Below are 20,805 nucleotides of genomic sequence, written 5' to 3' on the forward strand. Positions count from 1 at the left end.
TGGTTAGAATTGATATTTAAGATAAGAATTGATCTGGTGGATAACTGTGCGGTTGGATAGCACATTACTCCTATCAGTAGCACCCAATAACGCATTTACCGTTGTACCCGTTACATCGCGCAACATGAGCGAATTGGTGGTATTGATTATAACATTTATTTTTGCGGCATCACCAGCATCGTTTTTAAGTAAGGTTTCGAACTCACCTATTTTTTGTCCATCACTTACAACTGTACTTTTATTGATAATGTGGTATTGGATAAATTTGCTCACTTTGGTAATATCTACACCATCGGCCGAAGTAAAATTGGGTACGCCTGTAGTTACATTACCTGGTAATAGTCCTGCTTTTACGGCAAGTACAATGGCTGCATTTGTAGGGATAAAAACCGTGTAGCTTACCCCATCGGTAAGGCCCGAAATTGCTCCTGTGGTTTTGTTGTACAATACACTGTTAAACAGGTATTGATAAAAGTTATAGTAAGGTGCAGTAGCAACCAAACCATATTTTTCGATATGTTTGCCCACATTTAAAGCGGTATAGGTAAGTGCCTCTTTACCGTAAACGGCGGCTCCGTTTACCGGACTGGTGCTAATCGAATCGATAGGAATAGTTTGTTTTGCCACCAAAGTACTGTCCTGGGTTCCGGCAGAATACAGGGTGCCTTTATCATATTTGATATACTCGCCGTTTGAAGTTTCTAAAATACCCGAGCCACTTGTAAAGTTTGGAATGGCACGGTCGCCAAGCGGAATAATATGTGTTTGAAGAATTCGCCTTAAAGCCTGTAAATCGCCACGGATGGGCTGGGTTACGTAAAATGGTTCATAAGTAAATCCCATTTTTTTCAAGGTTACATCGGGAATAGGAACAATAACGTATTTTAATGAAGGTGTTTTTAGCGGAATGGTAAGCGCGAAATAGTTAAGTGCCTGCTTCATGATATTGTAGTCAGGATCAAGGTTTACGTTTCCGTATACAGTAGAAAATACACTGGCATCCTGGCTTTTATTTACACCATATAAAAAACCATTGCTTAAAACCTGCCTGTCTACAACATCTGTGGTGGCTAGTTTGGTAAAATCGCCCAATACATTTTGTGTGGTTCCAAACTTAGTAGGCCATAAAGTAGTATTGTAAAGGTGCGAATTAATGTAATCCCTGATTAGATCCGGCGCTACAACATAAAGTTCGTTAAGTGTTTTTACGCCCTTTTTTCTCCAGTATTTTAATAAAACATTTTTAGCATAGGTATCAACCGCACTGTTTGTGGGTGCCAAAATGCTGTAAGAACTTTGTTGAGCATCGTTAGCATCAACCTTCGAATAATTTTCGTTGTTTGGCGAAAAACCCAATAAAGCACTGTAGCTTTTAACATATACATTGGCCGCTTTTCCGTTTAATACTTCGTAACGGTGCGAAATGTCTGCATTCAGGTTATAGGTTACAAATTTGTCCAGTAAATCTTTAAATGTACTATACTCAGCTTTCTCATTCACATACTGATCAATATTCTGTGGTGGGGTTAATACCCTATCTACAACGTGAATAACCCCGTTTTCGGCAATAATATTCTGCTGATTACTAAGTATGTGTGCCGGACCAACATTAGCGCCATTATAGTTTACGTTAGGATAAAAGAAGTTGTAATCACTTGCCGATAAGCCAGAAAACACCATAAAGGGCGATAAGAAATAAGTGATGCTTTTATTGTTAAAATCCCCAGAAGCATATGCGCCATTGCGATTGTTGGCAATCACCTTAATTGCATTTCCGTTATTATCTTTCCCATCATAAACAAAATCGTAGTAAACGGTTCTCCTTCTAAAAGCTGTATTTTTAACAAAACCCTTAACAGAGAAAAAATCGCTTAAGCGCTCTACTTTTTCACCATCGTAAATCATTGAGTAGCGTACAATTTTCGAAGCGAGATCAACCGAAACCTCTGTTAGGTTATTATCTTTTAAATAGGTAGCAAAAGCTTCGTCAGTTGGCGCAAAAACGGTCCACGAGCCAGCTGCGCTTAAGGTTTCTTTGTAACCTGCCTTATCTACACAATCTAAAAACTTAGTGAAATTACCTTTGGCCTGAAGCTGTTGATAAATCGGATCGCCTAAATTTTCGGGGCGGCCATAAAATTCATCAAATTCCTTTTTTCGGCAACTGCTCAGAAAAAAGATAACTGTCAAAAAGACGATTAAAAATCTGGGTAAAGTTATACTCATAGCAATTTTATTGGATAACGGCCATTAAAAATACTGGGCAATAAAAAGCTAAGTATCTAAATCAATTAGAAGTTGGTGTGGGAAAAATTGATCGGAAAGGATGCGTAGAGTTTTATTACATAGAATGGTATTAACGTTCGTTAATTAATTTTTGGTTAAAAGGTTATCTGGTTAGAAAAATTATTTCTTAAATATAAAAATGTGCAATAAAAATCCCATCCTGTACTATCCTGCCTTTTTATTGTAAAATATTAGCATGAATGTAAAATACTCCATTATAGCCAACTAAATCGATTAATGAATCCAAAAATTAATTTGTTAAATATTTTTCGACTGATTATTCATACATGTTTTTAACAAAAAATGTAAATAAGGAAGGACGCGCTCCAGACGGAGACATGTTTAATTAGATTTAGCTGAGCACTGGGTGGTTCTCCTATTTAATCCTCGTCATCTCGACTGGAGCGATGCGAAACGGAGAGATCTTAATTAGATTTCTCGACTCCGTTGCACTCCGCTCGAAATGACGATCTTGAAGAAAGGTTCGCAATTGTAAAGGTTTAGCGATTCTGTTACCGAATTACTAAACCTTTACAGCAATGACGATGAAAGTTTAAGTTCAGGTTTCCTAATAATAAGGTGTAATGGTTACCGGTCCGATTAGTCCCGATGGCATTACCGTCCAGTTTGAGGCATCAAAATCTTTATAGTTAATATTTACAAAATTGATTTCATGGTAATTGCGCCAGGGTATTTTTTTAATGTCCATATCCCTGATCCGGTTGGCCATTAAATTAACTACTTCTACTTTAATGGTATTGTTGCCAGCTTTCAGGTATTTGCCAATACGGGTTTCGAAAGGGATACTCCACAAAATACCGACTTCTTGTCCGTTAATCCATACCCTTGCGCTTTCATCAACCTGGTTCAGGTTCAGCAGATATTCTTTGGCCGATTTCTCTTTTAAATCAAAGCTCGAGCTATACACGCCCGTCCCCGAAAAGGCCTGCAGTTTAGGATCGTTTAATTCCGTCCACGATACCAGTTTATTTAACTTCTGGTCAGCTGGGATTTCGGGACCGCCGGCTGTAAAATGTAAATCCCAGGGCTTAGTTATGGTAACCGCGTCAGCAGCTTTATTGAGGTAAAGCCAGGGTTTATTTCCGGCAACATTCGCTCCCACTTGCAGAAAAAGCGTTTCACCCGATTTGATCTGTACGCGCACTTTTCCGTTATTTACCTCAGCCAAACCTATCGCAGTACTTTGAGCGTCCATAATCAACACCGAACCAGCTTCATTCAATGTCAGAAAGGTATCGATATCTTTAGCGGTATGGTTAACCAAATAGTAATATTTGCCTGTGGTGGTTTTTCTCCTGATAAACTGCAATCCCGAATCGGTTAAGGCCTCGTGGTTAACTGCAACCAATTGTAGCCCTTTTTGAACATCACTGCTTAGTATAATTTCACCTTTACCGGTTTTAAATGTTTTAACACCATCGTCCCCTTCAGTAAAAGTGAGTTTGGCCAAAATAGATTTTAACTGCCCACGTCTTGTGTTCAAGTTGTTTAAACCGGGAACATCCTGTGGTAAAGCCTCAAAAATTACTTTAGCCCCGTTATTGGCCAGCTGTATAATGGTGTTTAAAGTTTCAACACTCATCATTTCACATTGTGGAATAAGCAATACTTTATATGGAGCTGCTGCATTGCTGGTGCTGATCTGTTCGCCATTTATCGTCGATTTCTTCAGCAACCTGTCGGATGCGAAATCGTAAGCATAACCCGATTTTGAAAGCTGTTTTGCAAGTTTATAAAATGGTGTCGGATACAACCATTCGTCTATATCATGTACTTTCAGGGCCATATCCAGGCCTTTGGCCTTGTTCCATACATCGTAAACCGGCCAGTAAATTAAAATTTCGTTATCGGCTTGCCCCGACTGGAGAATAGACTGACAGCGGGCAATATAATTATTTAATCCCTGTGCCTGTGGCCACAAACTGTTGTTTGGGTTCATTTCTACCGAGGCATAAAACAACCAGCCCGGCCAGGGCACATTGGCTGGTGAATTGGTGGTACCGTGGTAAAAAACATGATTAACACCTGATAAAAACAACTGCTCTACCTCTGGTTTGCACTGCGAAAAAGAAGTTTTAAAATGTTCGGTAAGCCAGGTAAAAGTTTCTGACGAAATGAGTTTTTTGCCGCCCGTATGCCCTGCTGACGAGGCAAATTTAGACATGATTGGGTTGGGATCTACATTTCTGATATCGCCGGCATCGCGTCTAAGTCCGGCAATTGGAAAATAGCTGGAGCCAAAAATTTCTGTTTCGGGAATATCAACTGCTCCATATAAATCGAGCAGGTTACCCGGCGAACCATGCGACTGGTTTTTGGTTTTCGATTGAAGGCCATGTGCCCAATCGGTCCAGTTTTGGGTAAAGTTATGGAGCAAAAGTTCGTCCATAGTCTCCCTGTAATCGGATTTTAAACGGGCTATGTTTTCAGCGGTAGAGTCTTTGCTGCTTAAATCTTTAAGATAGCCGGCTAAATCGTATCCCCTGTTTTTCTTAAATTCCTGAAAAAAAGTTGATGTCCACGTTGCACCATACACTTCGTAACTATCGTTAAAAAACGACCTGATGCCTTGTGGTTTTCCAGCAAAAGCATCCGAAAACCTTTTTAAGTAAACATTTACGGCATTTTTATCCAAGTGATCTAAAGTAAAACCCTCGCCGCCTGGTGCTGCACGTTTAACCATTTGCCTGGTTTTACCTGCAAAAGCAGCATAAATATCCCAGTTTCCACTACCGGGCGACCAGTTTAACTTCCCCTCTCCATCAACTTTTGAAAGCAGGTTAACTACTTCGCCATTTTCGCTGTAAGCGGTTACGGCCTGTAACTGTGCAAAATCTTGTTTGGCTTCTTTAACTTTAATGGCTTCGGTTAATTTTTCACCGGCTTTAAGGGCATATTGCTGAACAATTAGTTTGGTTGCTGCATTTTCGGGCTTAATCTGCGGCCCACCAAATGGCCAGCCTGTGCCTGTATTCATATCTACACCTAAACCCAGGGCATTGGCTTTGTTAACGGTAAAATGTAAACTATTCATCCAGGCAGGCGATAAAAAATCAAGGTATTGCTTTTCATAACCTTTGGCACCATAAATAGGTGTAATTTCTACCCCACCCAAACCTGCATCCTTGTATTTCTGCAATACGGCACTCAGATTCTGTTCATCAACAGCATTACCCATCCACCACCAACGGGTCCAGGGTTTCATTTGCTTTTCGATAACAGGCCAGCCTCCTGTATTTTTTACTGGCTTTTGTGCTGTAGCGATGCCAAAAGTTAATGTACCAAACAGCAGGACAGGAAAGAATCTATATAATTGCATAATTTAATCTAAGTGGAATACCATTTCTAAAGGGAATGTTTTTGGAGAATGATCTGCATTGGTTTCCATAATATCGGACATGTAAGCCCACCATTTCTGCACAATCTGCGTGCTGCCCAAATCTTGCGATGAGCTTCCGTTTTGCTGCTGCACGGCAAAAAGGGTATTGGTTTCTTCATCTAAAAAGATAGAATAATCGCTAATACCATTTTCTTTTAACAAAGTTGCCAGTTCAGGCCAGATTTCATCGTGGCGCTTTTTGTATTCTGTTTCAAAACCGGGTTTAAGTTTCATCTTAAATGCAATTTTCATGTTTTCGATTTTATTTTTTTAATGGTTTTGTTAAAACCCGTTTATTTTAAGCGGTCATCATTCTCGCGCAGGCGGGAATCTTAACGCTACCTCCTATTTTTTGCCGCGGAGGCACGCAAAGCACAGAACTGTTTTCTTCTTACTTAAGTAAACAACCTACGTTGTCAGTCTGAGCCTGTCGAAGACCTATCACTAATCCTTACACAGTGAGAGCTTCTTCACTGCGTTCAGCATGACAAACCGCCCTGGTTCGTGTCACCACGAACCACAAAAACCTAATTAACTTCAAACTTCAAATCTGCCCCATTGTCTCCTGCTGATTTAATCCAAAGCAATTTCGCATTTATATCGTAATACCAGCCTGCTGATTGATCTAATTGGCCAGCATTTTGCAACTGCTTTGCTACCGTACCATTCTCTGTAACCGTTTTTGGTGCGGTCTGCCCCTGCCAGTGCAGCTTAGCCAGGTATTTGTGTTTGCCTGGTTTAAAACTTCCGGCAGGTTTATTCACTTTGAGTGTAAAACCTGTTGATTTTAACGAAGCGTTAATGGTGGTTAAAGCAAAATCTCCTTTTTTATAGGCGGCGCTTAAATTATCATCTTCATAAAGATCATATTTAGATTCACCATAAGGAAAAACATCAAGTGTGATTACATCAACCGGTTTTTCGCCACTATATGCCATTTCTGGCTGCATGGGAATAATACTGCCAGCTTTTACAAACAATGGAATGGTATCTAAAGGTGCTACAACATGATGATAACTTTTACCATTGTATTTCTCCCCCGTCCAATAGTTAAACCAGGTACCTTCGGGCAGGTAAACCGAGCGGGTAATGGCTCCTTTGGTTGTAACAGGCGCAACCATTAAATTATCGCCAAATAAATATTGATCGCCGATTTCGTAAACATTTTCGTCATCCTGGTAGTTTAGTACTAAGGCTCTCATCATCGGTAAACCTGTTTGGTACTGCTGGTGCATACTGATGTACAGGTAAGGGAACAAACGGTAACGCAACAAATCGTACTTTTTGAAATTACGCAGGGCATCTTCGCCATATTTCCAGGGTTCTTTATAACCGGGATGATCCATCCCAAAAACCAATGCAATAGGGCTAAACATACCAAACTGAACCCAACGGATATATAATTCGGGATCGGCCTGATGTTCAAAACCGCCCATACAATGCGCCCATGAGCCTACGCCTGATAAACCCACATTTAAACCTGCCTTAATTACCGGTGCAAAATATTGCCACTCGCTTGGCCAGTCGCCAGCAAAAATGTAAGGGTAACGCTGTATGCCCGAGTAGCCTTCGCGGGTTTGGTTCAATCCTCTAAAGCCATTAAATTTTTCAAATTCTAAAAATGGTGCTTTGGCATAGGCCACCGGAAAAAGGTTGTGCAAGCGCTCAGCATCTTTTCCTGTTGGCCCTACTTTTTCACTTTCGTTGGCGAGTGCACCAAAAGCGCTTCCCTCATCTGTTTTCAGGAATTTAGCGCCTAATTTTGCAACGCGCATTACACCATTATCCCACCACCATTGTGTGGCCTTCTCATCAAAAAAGTTTACAAATTCGCCCGGTTTACCATTTTCAGGATAGGTATAGCCTTTTTCCCTGGCCTGATCTAACAGGTTTAGTTTTTTGGCATTATCAAACCTCGGACGAAGGTGCAAGCCTACCATTTTATAGTTCATGGCATAAATGCTGTCGAACATCGATTTCGGATTTTTAAAAGTTTCCCTCCACTCAAAAGAAGTGGCGCCTTTCCCTCCGTTTTCGCCAAATAGGCGCCAGGTCGAATCGAGCCAAAGCAGATCAACCGGAATCCCCAGCGATCTGTATTTTTTTGCCAGCTCAACCACATAATGATCGGACGTTTGTGCTTCGTAACCCCAGGTACCGCCACTGTAAGTGCCCGCGTGTAAACCTAAAGCAAACTGCGGTAACATAGGCGATTTACCTGTAATACTGGTATAGTGATCTAAAATAGCAGGGAAAGTTGGTCCATACATGAAATAATAATCCAATTCTCCATCAGCTGCCTTAAAACTGTACTGGTCTTTTTTCGAAGCCCCCATATCCCATTCGGTAGCGAAAGAATTATGCAGAAAAATGCCATATCCTTTTGTACTCATAAAAAACGGAACCGGACAATAATTGGCTTCCAATATGTTGTAAGCGCCGATAGCGTGTGGCAAGCCTTTACCACGACCAACGTTTAAAGTTACCTTTTTAAAACGGCGATCCATAAAATCCATACGCTCGCCAAAGCCAAAGAAATGCTCATCAGCCTGCAGTTTTTTGGTTACACCTACCTGGGGATCTTCTTTAACAATTGCGCCATTTGCATCGCTGCTTAACAATTTACCTTTGGCATCATAAACATCGAGCCTAAACGGTGCTTTGTAGAGTTTAACCATTAGCTTAGTGGTAGTAAGCAAAAAATGATCTTGCTTATCCGAAACTTTAACGGCAACATTGGCCCAGTTGTATTGAATTACCATCAGGTTTTCGTTGGTTTCGAATTTACCGTTCCAGCTGGTTCTGATACGGAATATTTCTGGCGTGCAGAATTCAAACTTCACCTCCCCTTTGGTGGTAGAAAATGAAATGATATTCCCCGCTTTTTTAAAACCGGATTTATAATCGCCTATACTTTGCGCTTGGGCAAAAGACAGGGCAAAAGTTAAGGAAAGGGCAAAGACTAAAAGTTTCTTCATTGTACTATTTTATTTCCAACTGGTTAAGCACTAATCCCGGATCGAGCATATAGATTTTAACTGTTGATTTTCCTGTTTTATTTACCTGATGCTTGGTTATACCCGAAGCGTAACCTTGCAATACATTCTGTTTCCAGATGTTATTTTCTGAAGCCGGAGAAATATTAATTACCTGAGGCTGATCATCATTAACCGAAATGGCATAACGCACTTTTATGCCGTTATTAACGCCCTGGGTAGGTAAACATTTCACCTCAATCTGGTGCCCGCCCTGCGTTTTAAAATCAATGGTGTAACTGGCGTAAGGTGCGTTTTGCAAGTCTTTTTCGCTAAAAGGTTTAAATGTAAAAGGAAGCACAGAAATGCCATTGCCACCCAAGCCGAGTCCTTTAATAGTTTGTAATGAAAGTCCTTTCGGCGATGATTTTGCTACATATTCGGCTGCACGAACTGTTATTTTATCTTCGTTCGCTTTAGGGGCCGACGATTGCGTTGCTACCGTATCTGCCACTTTGGGCATTTTAAAAACCGCTAAATCACGTGGTTTCCAGCTCATCATTCCGTTCCATTTACCGCCGGCAATTTCTTCATTGTATTTTTTGGTAATTACCTGAATCTGATCAAAAGCTGCTTTCGATTTCTTTGAATAGCTTAAAGCCGATTGATCTCCGTTTGCTGCCAAGATTAGACTTTTTTTTGCGTATAAAATCTTCTTGTTCATCAGCATCGCCCCTTCAACCGGGTAAAGGATCAGCTCAAAATAAGCATCTTTTAACCTGGCGGGGATTTGATCAGCTAAACTTTTGGCCTGATGATAAATCTTTTCGTAATCGGCTAGTCTTTCGTCTGCCTCTTCGTCGGTAAAATTAACACTGGCCATATGCTCTGGTTTAGCAGCCTGTGCCAGGCGATAATAAACAGCCTTTATTTCCGCAATCGGTTTTGCAAATTCGGCACCAAAAGTTTCGGCAGCCCAGCTTTCGGCATATCGATCGGCGTTTTCGGGCTTCCATCGGTTTACATTCCAGGCCAGATCCATTGCAAACTGGATTTCCATTTCTGCAGGTTTAATATCGCCCACATTAATTACCCAAAGGCGATCGGCTTTATACTGATAGGCTTTGGTTAACTCGTAAGCCATCAGCGATGGAGAAATGGACGAAAGCCATAAGTAATCTTGCGGAGCCCCCCAGTACGAGATATGGTAATACACACCGCTCCCACCCGATCGTTTTTGTTCTTCGGGACTAGAAAGCTGACGGATATAACCGTGATTATCATCCGCCCAAACAATCGTTACATCATCAGGCAATTTTAAGCCAGCCTGATATAAAGACAGTACTTCTTTGTAAGGACAAAAAATCTGTGTAATGGAACTTACTGGTTTAGTTATATTTTTGCTTAAAATGGCACGCTGATCGGCAATTACCTCGCCCAGCAGTTTTACCTTTTCATTTTTATCTTTTGGCCCGGGCATACTGCCATCGTGGATACCACGCATCCCGACGGTATAAACCGATTCGTAATTTTTAGCCTGTTTTACGCGGTCGGTCCAATAATTTACAATCTCATTTTTGTTGAGGTCGTAACGCCACTCGCCTGGTTTCTTGCCATATTCGTGCTCGAAATTCTCTGCCCATTCAAAAACATTGTTGCGCAGCATGGGTTCGCAATGGCTAGAGCCTAAAATAATACCATATTTATCGGCCATTACGGGGTTATTGGCATAATAATAAAATGCTTTGGTTGAAGGGTGCATGCCCGGCCAGATGTAGTTCGCTTTTAAGCGCAGCAGCAATTCGAATATTTTGGTGTAGGTTTTAGGTCCAATGTCTTTTACATCGGTATCCATCATTTTAGCCGCCCAGGGTTGGATACCCCAGTCTTCATCATTAATAAAAATTCCCCGGTATTTAACCGATGGCGATTCTACCAAAGCTTGACCGGCTTTTACGAAGAGCGATTTTTTAGTTGCCGGTTTAACATCTGCCCACCAACAAAGCGGCGAAACGCCCATCATTCGCGACAGCTGAAAAACACCATAAGCCGTTCCCCTTCTATCGCTACCAGCAATAACCAAAGCTCTTTTCACTCCTTTTACCGGATTTTCGATAACCGAAACAGAAAAGGTTTCCCACTTGCCATATAGACTGGCGCTGTTAATTTTCCCTGTCCTGGCCAATTGATCGATATAAAACGACTGCCCCATCGTACCGATAATGATGGGGTAAGCACTTAAATTGGGATTATTTTTCAAAACCTGAGCGGTTTGACCTGTTAACAACTGAATATCAGCTTTAAAAGCTTCTGCAGCGATATGAACCACTTCAGCATCCTTTGCATCAATATAAATGGCTGCAGGCTTTTCGCCATCAACAATAGGGAAAGCTAAAGCACTGTTAATTTCAGAAACAGCGATGCCTGCTTTTTGTGCCCTACTTTGTTCAGGCAGCAAAAAGAAGGAAATCAATACTAATAAACCCGCTAAATTTCTGAAATTCATGCTGCCTAATTTTTAAGCTTATATACTTCGGTTCCGGCCAATAAAAAACAGCCCAAACCATAATCTTCAAAATCGGGCATGCTGGTATAGCTAACCGGTTGCCCGTCTTTTGGTTCTTTACCCGTTCCTTGCATGTAACCGATAAAACCATTTTTCTGAACGGCATCCGTAGTCATGGCATTCCATGCTTTAGTAATAATTGGTAAATAAGTGGCCTTATCTAAAATGCCATGATTTACGCCCCAGGCCAGGCCATAGGTAAATAGTGCTGTACCAGAGGTTTCTTTACCGCCAAAATGTGTGGAATCGTGCAAACTCACATTCCAAAAACCATCGGTGCGCTGAATAGCTACCAGGGCTTTAATCATTTCCTGATAAGTTTTTAAATATTCGTTGCGGTGTGGTTCATTTGCTGGAATAATTTCCAAAACACGTACCAGTGCGGCAACCACCCAGCCATTACCCCTGCTCCAATAACAATCTTCGCCATTTGGCTCTTTATAAGGCGGTACAAAATCTTTATCGCGCCACCAAAGTCCATCTTTTGCATTGTACAAACCACCACCTTCGGTATTTTTCGAATGCAGGTACATTTTGTACATGTAATTGTAATAGCTGGTATCGTTGTATAATTTACCCAGTTTGGCAAAAACAGGCATGCCCATTTGTATTGCATCAATCCAGGTCCAGTCGTTAACTTTGCCCGATTGCATTACCAGATCTATCGAAGCCTTTATATCTTTTATACGCTCGGGCTGTTTATCAATCAGGTAAAGATCAATGTAAGTCTGCCCACAAGCCTGATCATCAGCATTTTTTGTGGCAATGCCATTTCGTAAACCCCAATTGTGTTTTTGGCCCCATTGAACGGCATAATCGTAATATTCTTTTTCGGGGCTGATTTTATACAGATTCATCAGGCCTTCATAGTAAACTGCCCTTGTCCAGATGTTGCTTGGTCTTTCCTTATTGGTTATGATCGATTTGCCGGCATCGGGCCACTTATTCATAAAATAAGCGTTTGTAGATTTTAACACCTTTAAAACCTCTTTTTTATTCGGGATTTTTTGGGCGAAAAGTACCTGGGTAGTTATGCTAAATATTACTGCGGTGCTGAATACAAATTTCTTCATGTTATTTCGCTTATCTTAATTAATTGGTTTTAGGTTTAACTTTTAACTCATCCGGACTATCTTTTGTAAAGGTATCGAACTGAATTTTCGACGGACTTTCGAAGATATCTCTCACGGTGCTAAAAGCAACTTCATATTTTGGATTAAACTGGTTTGACGACATGTATTGCTGCAAACTGAAATAAAGTTGCTGTGCTGCCGGGGCTTCTTTCAGATCAGGAGATAGGTTCGCGCTCGAAACAATCAGCTTTCCTTTACCTACCTTTGCCTCAAAAACCAGCGCCAGGCGACGGTTTAAAAACCAGGTATCGATTGGCTGTATAATGGGCCTAAAACCAACAGGAAAATCTTCGAGGTTCATTACCTGCGCTTTGTTTACAATTTCCCACCATTGCATATCGCTGTGGAAATCGGTTGGAAAACTGTTAAAAGCGGCATGTTTTGGATCGCACAAAATGCCCAAAGTATGCGGCGGGCGCATTTTAAACCAGGAAGTATTCCAAAAAACAGGTAAAAAAGTCTGAACCACTTCTTTTCCTTTTACCACTTTGCCCGATGCGTTGAGGAAAACACTGCCACCCGAGGCCAAAACCGACTGGGCTTTATCATCTAAACTGGTACAGTAATACACCTCGCTCTTAACTTCAGGCAGCTGCGCCGGATAAACCCAGAAATTCCAGTCGTTGGCAAACTCAGTTCCATCAACCATAACTTCCAGTTTCAGTTTTGTTGCTTTTGTAATGGTATTTAAAGGAATTTTTATCTCTCCGATGGCAATACAGTTGGTAACCGCTAAGGTTTTAGGACTGAAATTACCCCTGGCAATAATAGCACCGCTTTCATCTTTTGCCGTCCAGGAGAGTTTTGCATTTTCAATAGGTGCCTTACCAAAATGCGCTACTTCTACCGCAGCCTCAAGTGTTTCGGCATTGGTAAACACAAATTTCGAGACTTTTAACAAAGGCACAGTACTATTAGAAAAACGCTTGAATTCTTTAGCCGTGATATATCCTTTTTCGTCCCAGAAAGCATCTAAAACACCAACCAGTGCTGTACCCTGTCCCGGATAATCATTTAAGGACAAGAGCTGATAACCATTGTAATTGGGTGTTCGTAATGCTTTTTCGATTTCATTTTTATAGCAAAGTGCCTGTAATTTACCCGAAGCCATTAAGAATTCATGGGCCTGATCGGCCATATCGTGATCTTTAAGGTCTTCCTGAAACATTTCGAAGTTCTTTGCGCGGTAAACCCCGGTGTATTTTTTTATTTCATCGAAATTCGGGAATGCACAGTACTGCCCCATTTCGTGCGCCACAAAAGGCACCGTAAACTGTTCTATCTGTTTAGCATAAGTAGAAATACTTTCTGGTTTCCTGCTCCAGTCAAGCCCTCTGGCACCTGCACGTACCATAAATTCGTTGTTTGGAATCACCGGCCAGCTACCGCCAACCGATGCGCCTGTGTACAACCTTCTCGAATCTTTGGCTTTCCAGTAATTATTAAATTTGGTGAGATACTCAACCTGCCTACCGCGTGGCTCATTTCCATAGGCCATCATACAAAAAGAGGCGTAGTTGCCGTAATTTTTGGTCATGCGGTCAGTTTCGTCGTAAATAAACTGGTCAATGGGTTTACCATCTCCGATAGACGAACCATGATTGGCCCAGCTTGGTCCTTCGGGTTGCAGATAAAATCCAATCTGATCTGCAGCAATAAAAGCAGCTTCGGGTGGACACCAGGAGTGAAAACGCATGTGGTTTAAACCATGGGCTTTCGAAATTTTAAAGATGCGTACCCAAGCAGCAACATCCATTGAAGGGTAACCGGTTAAAGGAAATTCGCAGTTGTTTACGGTACCACGCAAAAACACCGGTCTGCCGTTTATTTCAAAAGATCTGCCTACAGCTTTAAACTCGCGCATCCCAAACTGTACTTTTTTCTCGTCCTTTTTACCATCCTTCGAAATCAGGGCAGCTGTTAAACGATATAGTGCCGGATCGAATTCATCCCAGGTGGCTATTTTATCGCCCATTGGCAAATTGATTTCCAATGTACCTTCTCCATTGGTAATTTGATATGGCGCTGTTACAGGTTTAACCTGAATTACATTTTTGGTATTGAAAGTTGCAGCAGAAAGTGTAATTTTTCCGGTAGCAGATTGGCTGGCACTGGCTTTAAGCTGAATTTTAACTTTAGCCGACTTATTTTTTAAATCGGGATAAACCTGTATATCTTCAAAATAAACAGGCGAGCCAGCCATCAGTTCCATTTTGCCTACCACACCATTCCAGTTGCCCTGGGTATGATCGGTTAAGCTATGCGAATCCTGCCCGACATTTATTGCCTTGATGCGGTTATCGATTAATAAGGTAATGGTATGTTTTCCGGCTTTTAAATTTGCGGGCAGTTCAAAATTCTGGGCTACTACAAAAGTAAATTGGGTACCTATCTCCATTTCATCTATCCAAACCCGTGTTTCCGAATGGGGATATTCTAAAGAGAGTACCATCCTTTTACCCTTCCAGTTGGCGGGGATTTCTACATCTTTCTGATACCATGCCGCGCCGGTATAATGCTTAGCGGGCGTTAACCAGAAGGGTATTTTAAGATTATCAGCTTTGCGGTATTTGGCTAAACGTGGATGAAAAAAGTAGGAACTATCGTATATACTACCCGTCCATTTTGTTTTGAGGGTTATATCATCACCTTTTAAATTTTCGGCCATTGACCCGGGCAGCTGAATAGCTTCGGGAAGAACAGTTGAGTACCATTTCCCTTTTATGCCTTCGTCCTTAGCATCAATTTTGAAACGCCACTTGCCTGCCAGCGAAATACTTTGGGCATGGGTTTGCGCAATGCTCAAAATAATGAAAGCAATGCCCATGAGTACTTTTAAAATTCGGTTAACTTGTATCTGCATAAATAGAACGGTTTAGTACCGCTGGTATTTGGTTAGGCTGTTAAAATAAGACAATAATCGCATGTTGGCATCCTGTAGTATCCTGCTTAGGTATTATTTGAGGTATTGGTTAAGGTTGTTGTTTGGTAAAGATTTTAATCCCGCTACCACAGCCGCGGCATTTAATTTTGCGCCTGCCTCGTTGGTGTGGGTATGATCTTTCTCGGTAAAAAAACTTTTAATCTCTGTAGCACTTAAAGCGGCGTATTTATCTTTAATAATTTTGTTTAAAGGGATAAAATCAATTTTTTCGGCTTTGGCCACTTCTTCTGCCCAGCCGGCATAACTATCGTTGACTAAAACTACCTGATCATCCTTAACCGGATTACGCGGAATAGACGAACAGATGATGGGCGTTGCCCCTTTAGCTTTAACATCGTTAATAAATTTGCGCATGTACCAACCATAGGTATAAACGGTTTCCTGCTTTTTCTTGATGGGATTGTAGGTGTCTTTGCTTTCCATACCAATTCCTTTTATAGTGCCGCGGGCACGGGCAGTATCATCTAACGGACTGCTGTCGTTATGCCCGAATTGCATCATTACGAAATCGCCCTTTTTAATTTTTACCAGAACAGCATCCCAAAGGCCATTGGTTTGAAAGGTGCGGCTGCTGGTTCCACCCAGGGCATCATTTTCGACAGTTATTTTATCGGTATTGAACAAATTGCCAATAAAACTCCCCCAACCCCACAAAGAACCATCTCCTTTGCCTTTACCGTTTTTTACGGTCGAGTCGCCAATGAGAAATAAAGTGGGTTTAGCCTGCTGTTTTAAAACAATGCAGGAAGAAAAAATAATGAATGCGGTTAAGAGAATGAGGTATAGGTATTTAGTTGATTTCATTTTTGATTGATTACACCCTTCGGGCTTGATTACACAGATTAATGGATTGTAGAGATTATTTGGGATCGTCATTTCGACTGAAGCGTAACGGAATGGAGAAATCTATTTACATAAACCTCGCAGGTTTAATTTGAAGTTCGTTAAAAAACCTGCGAGGTTTTGTTTCAAAGCAAATACTTCTTCAAATCACAATCCTTTAGCGACTTAATTCCCTCCACTACCGATTGAGCATTCACTTTTGCGCCTTCTAAATTGGTATGGGTATGGTCTCCAGGGAAATATAACTTCACTTTATCAGGCCCAAGCGTATCGTATTTATCGGCAGTAATTTTATTCAGATCGACGAAATAAGCATTTTCCTGTTGTGCTACTTCAGCGGCCCATTTGCCAAAATCGTTACTGGCACGTACTACTTTACCATCTTTAAAAATGTTTCGCGGAATCATGGAAACGACAATGGGCGTAGCTCCTTTTGCTTTGGTTTCGCGCACAAATTTGCGGATATACCAGCCATAGGTATGCACGGTTTCTACTTTCCCGTCAGGCCAGGTTAAAACTTTGGTTTCTTCCCCTGTCCCTTTTAAAACACCTCTTCTTCCTGCTTTTGTAGTATCAGGTGCGCTTCCATCGTTATGACCAAACTGCATGGTTACGAAATCGCCAGGCTTTAGCGTTTCCAAAACCTTATCCCAACGGCCTTCCGAAAGGTAAGTACGGGTGCTCCGGCCAGCCATGGCATTGTTTTCAACATGGATTTTTGTGGTATCGAAAAGCTCAACAATTGGTGTTCCCCAGCCCCAGGTTTCTTTATTGGAGTTGCGAACGGTAGAATCGCCAATGGTATGTAAAGCTGGTTTATGCTGTGCAACAAAAGCAAGCGTGGCAAGGGTAATGATTACTCCGGTTAGGATGTAGCTATATTTTTTCATGATAATTTATTGAGAATTGCGGTGGTTTTTAATTGGTTTGATATTGGGTTTTGGAGGCTGGTTCATATCATCGCCCATGTAAAAACTGGTATGTGGTGGCTGATTGTAGCCTACATTTTGCCAGGCAACACTTAAACGGTACTGCGGATCGTGCATAAAGGTGTAAAAGCGGTGCGTGGTTGGAATGGTGGTGGTAAATATCCTCAGTTCGCTGGCATCGGCTGTACGGTAAATCACCTCCTCGCGCCAATCGCCCAAAATATCGGCCGATAATGCAGGGGTAGATTTGGTTCCATTATTGGATAAGCAGTTGTAGGCCCTTGCGTTCAGCAGCCGAACGGTTTTAGCATTTTCATAATCCCATTTATCAATCGAAGTGCTGTTTAAAAGTTCGCTCTGGCAGTCGCCATCCCAAAAAATACCGAAGTTAACACTTGGGTTAGTATTCGAAATTTTGTTGCCTTTGGCATCAAACATTCCTGTAATTCCTGCGCCGGCCACCCAACATTCAGATCCCCGGTATCTGGGGTCGATGTTTAGCGCCAACCCTCTTCCAGGCCCTTCGCCATCTGCCCCTGCACTTACCGAAGCTTTCTTCCACAATACCTCTCCCGTTCTTGCATCCCTGAAGTTTGCTCCGGCATCCGAAAACCTTTCCTGAATATCGAACACTTCCAATCCAGGCCTATCGGGGTCCAGATCGCCAACATGTAAAGCATCACCATGACCTAAACCTGTGGTATATAATCCTTTTCCATCATCATCGATGGTCATGGCGCCATAAATAATTTCATCTTTGCCATCGCCGTCTACATCGGTAATGCTTAAATTATGGTTTCCCTGACCGCCATATCGCTTATTACCATCCTCACCACTATCGAAAGTCCATCTTTTATGGAGATTTTTCCCGTTAAAATCCCAGGCGGTTATAAAAGTGCGGGTGTAATATCCTCGGCTCATAATTAAGCTGGGATGTTTTCCGTCGAGGTAAGCTACAGCCGCTAAAAAACGGTCCATTCTGTTGCCATAACCATCGCCCCAGGCCTTTTTTAGTTCTTCGGGCGAAGGATTGAGATTTGGAGAACGCTCAGGGATAAAGTTGGTTGTAGTAATTTCAGCTCCGGTTAAGCCGTCAAAAACAGTCAGAAACTCTGGCCCGGCTAAAATATATCCGCTTTTATTTCTCCAATCTTTAGTCGAATCGCCGATTACTTTCCCTTTTCCATCTATAGTCCCATCTGCTGTTTTACAAGCTATTTCTGCCCTGCCATCGCCATCCAAATCATACACGATAAACTGGGTGTAATGTGCACCTTCGCGAATATTTTTGCCCAGGTTAATGCGCCATAAAAAGGTACCATCCAGTTTATAGGCCTCCAGCAAAGGCTCCGAAGTAAAACCCGGATGAGAATTATCATGCGCTATGCCTGCCTGATGTAAAACAATTTCATATTCTCCATCGCCATCCAAATCGCCAACCGAAACATCATTAGGCGTATAGCCAGCCAAAGTTTTTAGGGGGACAGACAAATACGGTTTGGCAGCGGTATTTTTTTGCAAGGTAAAAGCGCCGCTTTCCGGCTGTTCTTTTCCATGGATAACCGGTTTTACAAACCATTCGTTATCTACTGTGAAATTTATTTCTTTATCGGTAAAAATTGTAGCTCCGGTTATTGGCGTCTGGTTTAATTTTACCTCCTGGCTATGATTCGTTTTACGGTAAAGGTTAAAGGCAATATCATCAGGATCGGTGCCTAAAACCCGCCAGCTTACAAAAACGCTATCTCCGGGCATGTGTACCGCTACTAAGCCCCGGCCCAATGCTTCCATTTGGCGTTGCGCCATTACTCCTGCCGGTAAAAGCAATGCGAAGCAAAAAATTAAAGCTTGTTTAATGGTACACATGTTATTTTTTAGGCTCTACAAGTACAATGCTAGGTTTTGGTGCTTTTTTCATCCCATAGCCGAAATAAAAACCGGTATGTGGCGGCTGGTTGTAACCATCGTTTTGCCAGGCAATGCTTAAACGGTACTGCGGATCGTGCATCAATGTATAATTGCGGTGTTCAGTTGGGATAGTAGTGGTATAAATGCGTAAGCTCTGGTTATCATAGCTTCTCAAAATCAGTTCCTCACGCCAATCGCCAAATAAATCGGCGCTTAAAGCCGGAGTAGATTTTGTTCCGTTGTTGGATACGCAGCCATCGGCCGTAAAAAGCCGCCCACCGTTGTATTTATCAATGTGGTTCCCATCCAAAAGTTCGCGCGATAAATCGCCATCCCAATAAATCAGGAAATTGGTAGAGCGGGGCTGATCACCAATCCTGTTCCCCTTAATGTCATATAGCCCGTTCGATCCCGACCACCACATCTGTGCGCCATAACGGGTGTTATCAATATTATCGGCCACGCCTCTGCCTACATCTTCATCATCAGAACCATTCCATAATATTTCACCGGTTTTGGCGGCATAAACTGCTGCCCCCGGTCCTTTTGTACCTTCTTCTATTTCATGTACGCCAAAAACTTCTAAACCCGGATGTTCGGGATCAAGATCCGAAACATGAATGGCATCGCCATGCCTTAAACCTGTGGTGTACAAACCTTTTCCATTATCATCAACACACATCGAACCATAAATTATTTCATCTTTACCATCATTATCTACATCAGCAACAGTAAGGTTATGGTTACCCTGACCCGAAAATGGATTTTTGCCATCTTTGGTATCAAATACCCATCTTGATGTTAGCTTTCCGTTACGCCAATCCCAGGCAGCCAAAACTGTCCGGCCGTAATAGCCCCTGCACATTACCACACTGGGATGTATCCCATCTAAATAGGCCACGCAGGCATTAAACCGGTCGACACGGTTACCAGTATTGTCGTTTTTACCATTACCACCTTTACCACCCCAGGCACCAATATCGCCACGGGCAGGAATGTAATCGGTAGTGGCCAGGGCTTCACCTGTTTTACCGCTAAAAACGGTTAAAAACTCCGGACCATCTAATATTTTTCCATTCTGGTTGCGCCAGTCCTTGGTGGCATCGCCAATTACTTTTCCTTTGCCATCAATTGATCCATCAGCAGTTTTACAAACCATTTCTGCTATGCCATCGCCATCCAGATCGTACACCATAAACTGGGTATAATGCGCCCCTTCACGGATATTTTTGCCCAGATTAATTTCCCATAAAAAAGTACCATCCAGTTTGTAAGCCTGAAAAATTGGCGGGTCTGTCAATCCGTTTGAAGAGTTATCGCGGCCTCTGCCGGTTTGGTGCAACACAATATCATACTCACCATCGCCATCTAAATCACCCACCGAAACATCGTTTGGGATATAGCCTGCAGGAGTTTTTAAAGGGATAGTTAAATATTGCTGAATAGGTTGGTTAGCAGCCAAAGTAAAAGCTTTACTGGCTTCAGATTCATGGCCTTTTAAAACCGGTTTAACAAAATAACTGTTGGCCTGCCCAAACTTAACACCAGCATCAATAAAGTTGCTGCTTTGGGTAATTGGGTCGTGATTGAGCTTTATCGCTTCGCTGTTTCCGGTTTTACGGTACAGGTTAAAAGCAATATCATCAGGATCGGTGCCCAATACACGCCAGCTTACATAAACCGAATCTTTATTCTGACGTACGGCAATTACCCCACGCCCCAGCTTTTCCAGCTGGCGCTGGGCAAAAATGGCACTGAAAGAAAATGTAAAGCTGATTAAACAGAAAATGAAGATTTTGATGTTCATAACTGTTTTATTGA

General features: G+C 42.0%; 11 protein-coding genes. All 11 read right to left on the reverse strand.

Annotated features, from left to right (window positions below; translation table 11 throughout):
* Window positions 1-3: 3 nt before the first annotated feature.
* Window positions 4-2,190, reverse strand: a complete 2,187-nt coding sequence (locus tag DBR40_RS12645; protein ID WP_158674044.1) for a fasciclin domain-containing protein — start codon at window positions 2,188-2,190, stop codon at window positions 4-6.
* Between the two features lie 664 nt (window positions 2,191-2,854).
* Window positions 2,855-5,626 (reverse strand): glycosyl hydrolase, encoded by a 2,772-nt coding sequence (locus tag DBR40_RS12650; RefSeq protein WP_124560119.1) that lies wholly within the window; start codon window positions 5,624-5,626, stop codon window positions 2,855-2,857.
* 3 nt (window positions 5,627-5,629) lie between these two features.
* Window positions 5,630-5,938, reverse strand: coding sequence for an L-rhamnose mutarotase (rhaM, locus tag DBR40_RS12655; protein WP_124560120.1), 309 nt, complete (start codon window positions 5,936-5,938; stop codon window positions 5,630-5,632).
* Between the two features lie 275 nt (window positions 5,939-6,213).
* Window positions 6,214-8,664: a glycoside hydrolase family 31 protein gene (locus tag DBR40_RS12660; RefSeq protein WP_124560121.1), complete on the reverse strand. Its 2,451-nt coding sequence runs from the start codon at window positions 8,662-8,664 to the stop codon at window positions 6,214-6,216.
* 4 nt (window positions 8,665-8,668) lie between these two features.
* On the reverse strand, window positions 8,669-11,167 hold the full coding sequence (locus tag DBR40_RS12665) for a glycosyl hydrolase 115 family protein (RefSeq protein WP_124560122.1): 2,499 nt from the start codon (window positions 11,165-11,167) through the stop codon (window positions 8,669-8,671).
* A 5-nt stretch (window positions 11,168-11,172) separates the two neighbouring features.
* On the reverse strand, window positions 11,173-12,300 hold the full coding sequence (locus DBR40_RS12670) for a glycoside hydrolase family 88 protein (protein ID WP_124560123.1): 1,128 nt from the start codon (window positions 12,298-12,300) through the stop codon (window positions 11,173-11,175).
* A 19-nt stretch (window positions 12,301-12,319) separates the two neighbouring features.
* The gene (locus DBR40_RS12675) at window positions 12,320-15,223 is read right to left on the reverse strand and encodes a sugar-binding domain-containing protein (protein WP_124560124.1); all 2,904 of its coding nucleotides are present in this window, start codon (window positions 15,221-15,223) and stop codon (window positions 12,320-12,322) included.
* Between the two features lie 93 nt (window positions 15,224-15,316).
* Complete coding sequence (locus DBR40_RS12680; RefSeq protein WP_124560125.1) at window positions 15,317-16,108, reverse strand: rhamnogalacturonan acetylesterase; 792 nt, start codon at window positions 16,106-16,108, stop codon at window positions 15,317-15,319.
* Between the two features lie 164 nt (window positions 16,109-16,272).
* The gene (locus DBR40_RS12685; RefSeq protein ID WP_124560126.1) at window positions 16,273-17,037 is read right to left on the reverse strand and encodes a rhamnogalacturonan acetylesterase; all 765 of its coding nucleotides are present in this window, start codon (window positions 17,035-17,037) and stop codon (window positions 16,273-16,275) included.
* A 6-nt stretch (window positions 17,038-17,043) separates the two neighbouring features.
* On the reverse strand, window positions 17,044-18,942 hold the full coding sequence (locus DBR40_RS12690) for a rhamnogalacturonan lyase (RefSeq protein WP_199748333.1): 1,899 nt from the start codon (window positions 18,940-18,942) through the stop codon (window positions 17,044-17,046).
* Between the two features lies 1 nt (window position 18,943).
* Window positions 18,944-20,791 (reverse strand): rhamnogalacturonan lyase, encoded by a 1,848-nt coding sequence (locus tag DBR40_RS12695; protein ID WP_124560127.1) that lies wholly within the window; start codon window positions 20,789-20,791, stop codon window positions 18,944-18,946.
* Window positions 20,792-20,805: the final 14 nt, after the last annotated feature.

Origin of the sequence: Pedobacter sp. KBW01, from assembly GCF_003852395.1 — a bacterium.
In the GTDB taxonomy this organism is placed as follows: domain Bacteria; phylum Bacteroidota; class Bacteroidia; order Sphingobacteriales; family Sphingobacteriaceae; genus Pedobacter.

Bases quoted from the DNA above. Each gene is read 5' to 3' on its own strand.
- DBR40_RS12650 (WP_124560119.1), bottom strand. From the start codon at position 5,626: ATGCAATTATATAGATTCTTTCCTGTCCTGCTGTTTGGTACATTAACT.
- rhaM (WP_124560120.1), bottom strand. From the start codon at position 5,938: ATGAAAATTGCATTTAAGATGAAACTTAAACCCGGTTTTGAAACAGAA.
- DBR40_RS12660 (WP_124560121.1), bottom strand. From the start codon at position 8,664: ATGAAGAAACTTTTAGTCTTTGCCCTTTCCTTAACTTTTGCCCTGTCT.
- DBR40_RS12665 (WP_124560122.1), bottom strand. From the start codon at position 11,167: ATGAATTTCAGAAATTTAGCGGGTTTATTAGTATTGATTTCCTTCTTT.
- DBR40_RS12670 (WP_124560123.1), bottom strand. From the start codon at position 12,300: ATGAAGAAATTTGTATTCAGCACCGCAGTAATATTTAGCATAACTACC.
- DBR40_RS12675 (WP_124560124.1), bottom strand. From the start codon at position 15,223: ATGCAGATACAAGTTAACCGAATTTTAAAAGTACTCATGGGCATTGCT.
- DBR40_RS12680 (WP_124560125.1), bottom strand. From the start codon at position 16,108: ATGAAATCAACTAAATACCTATACCTCATTCTCTTAACCGCATTCATT.
- DBR40_RS12685 (WP_124560126.1), bottom strand. From the start codon at position 17,037: ATGAAAAAATATAGCTACATCCTAACCGGAGTAATCATTACCCTTGCC.
- DBR40_RS12690 (WP_199748333.1), bottom strand. From the start codon at position 18,942: ATGTGTACCATTAAACAAGCTTTAATTTTTTGCTTCGCATTGCTTTTA.
- DBR40_RS12695 (WP_124560127.1), bottom strand. From the start codon at position 20,791: ATGAACATCAAAATCTTCATTTTCTGTTTAATCAGCTTTACATTTTCT.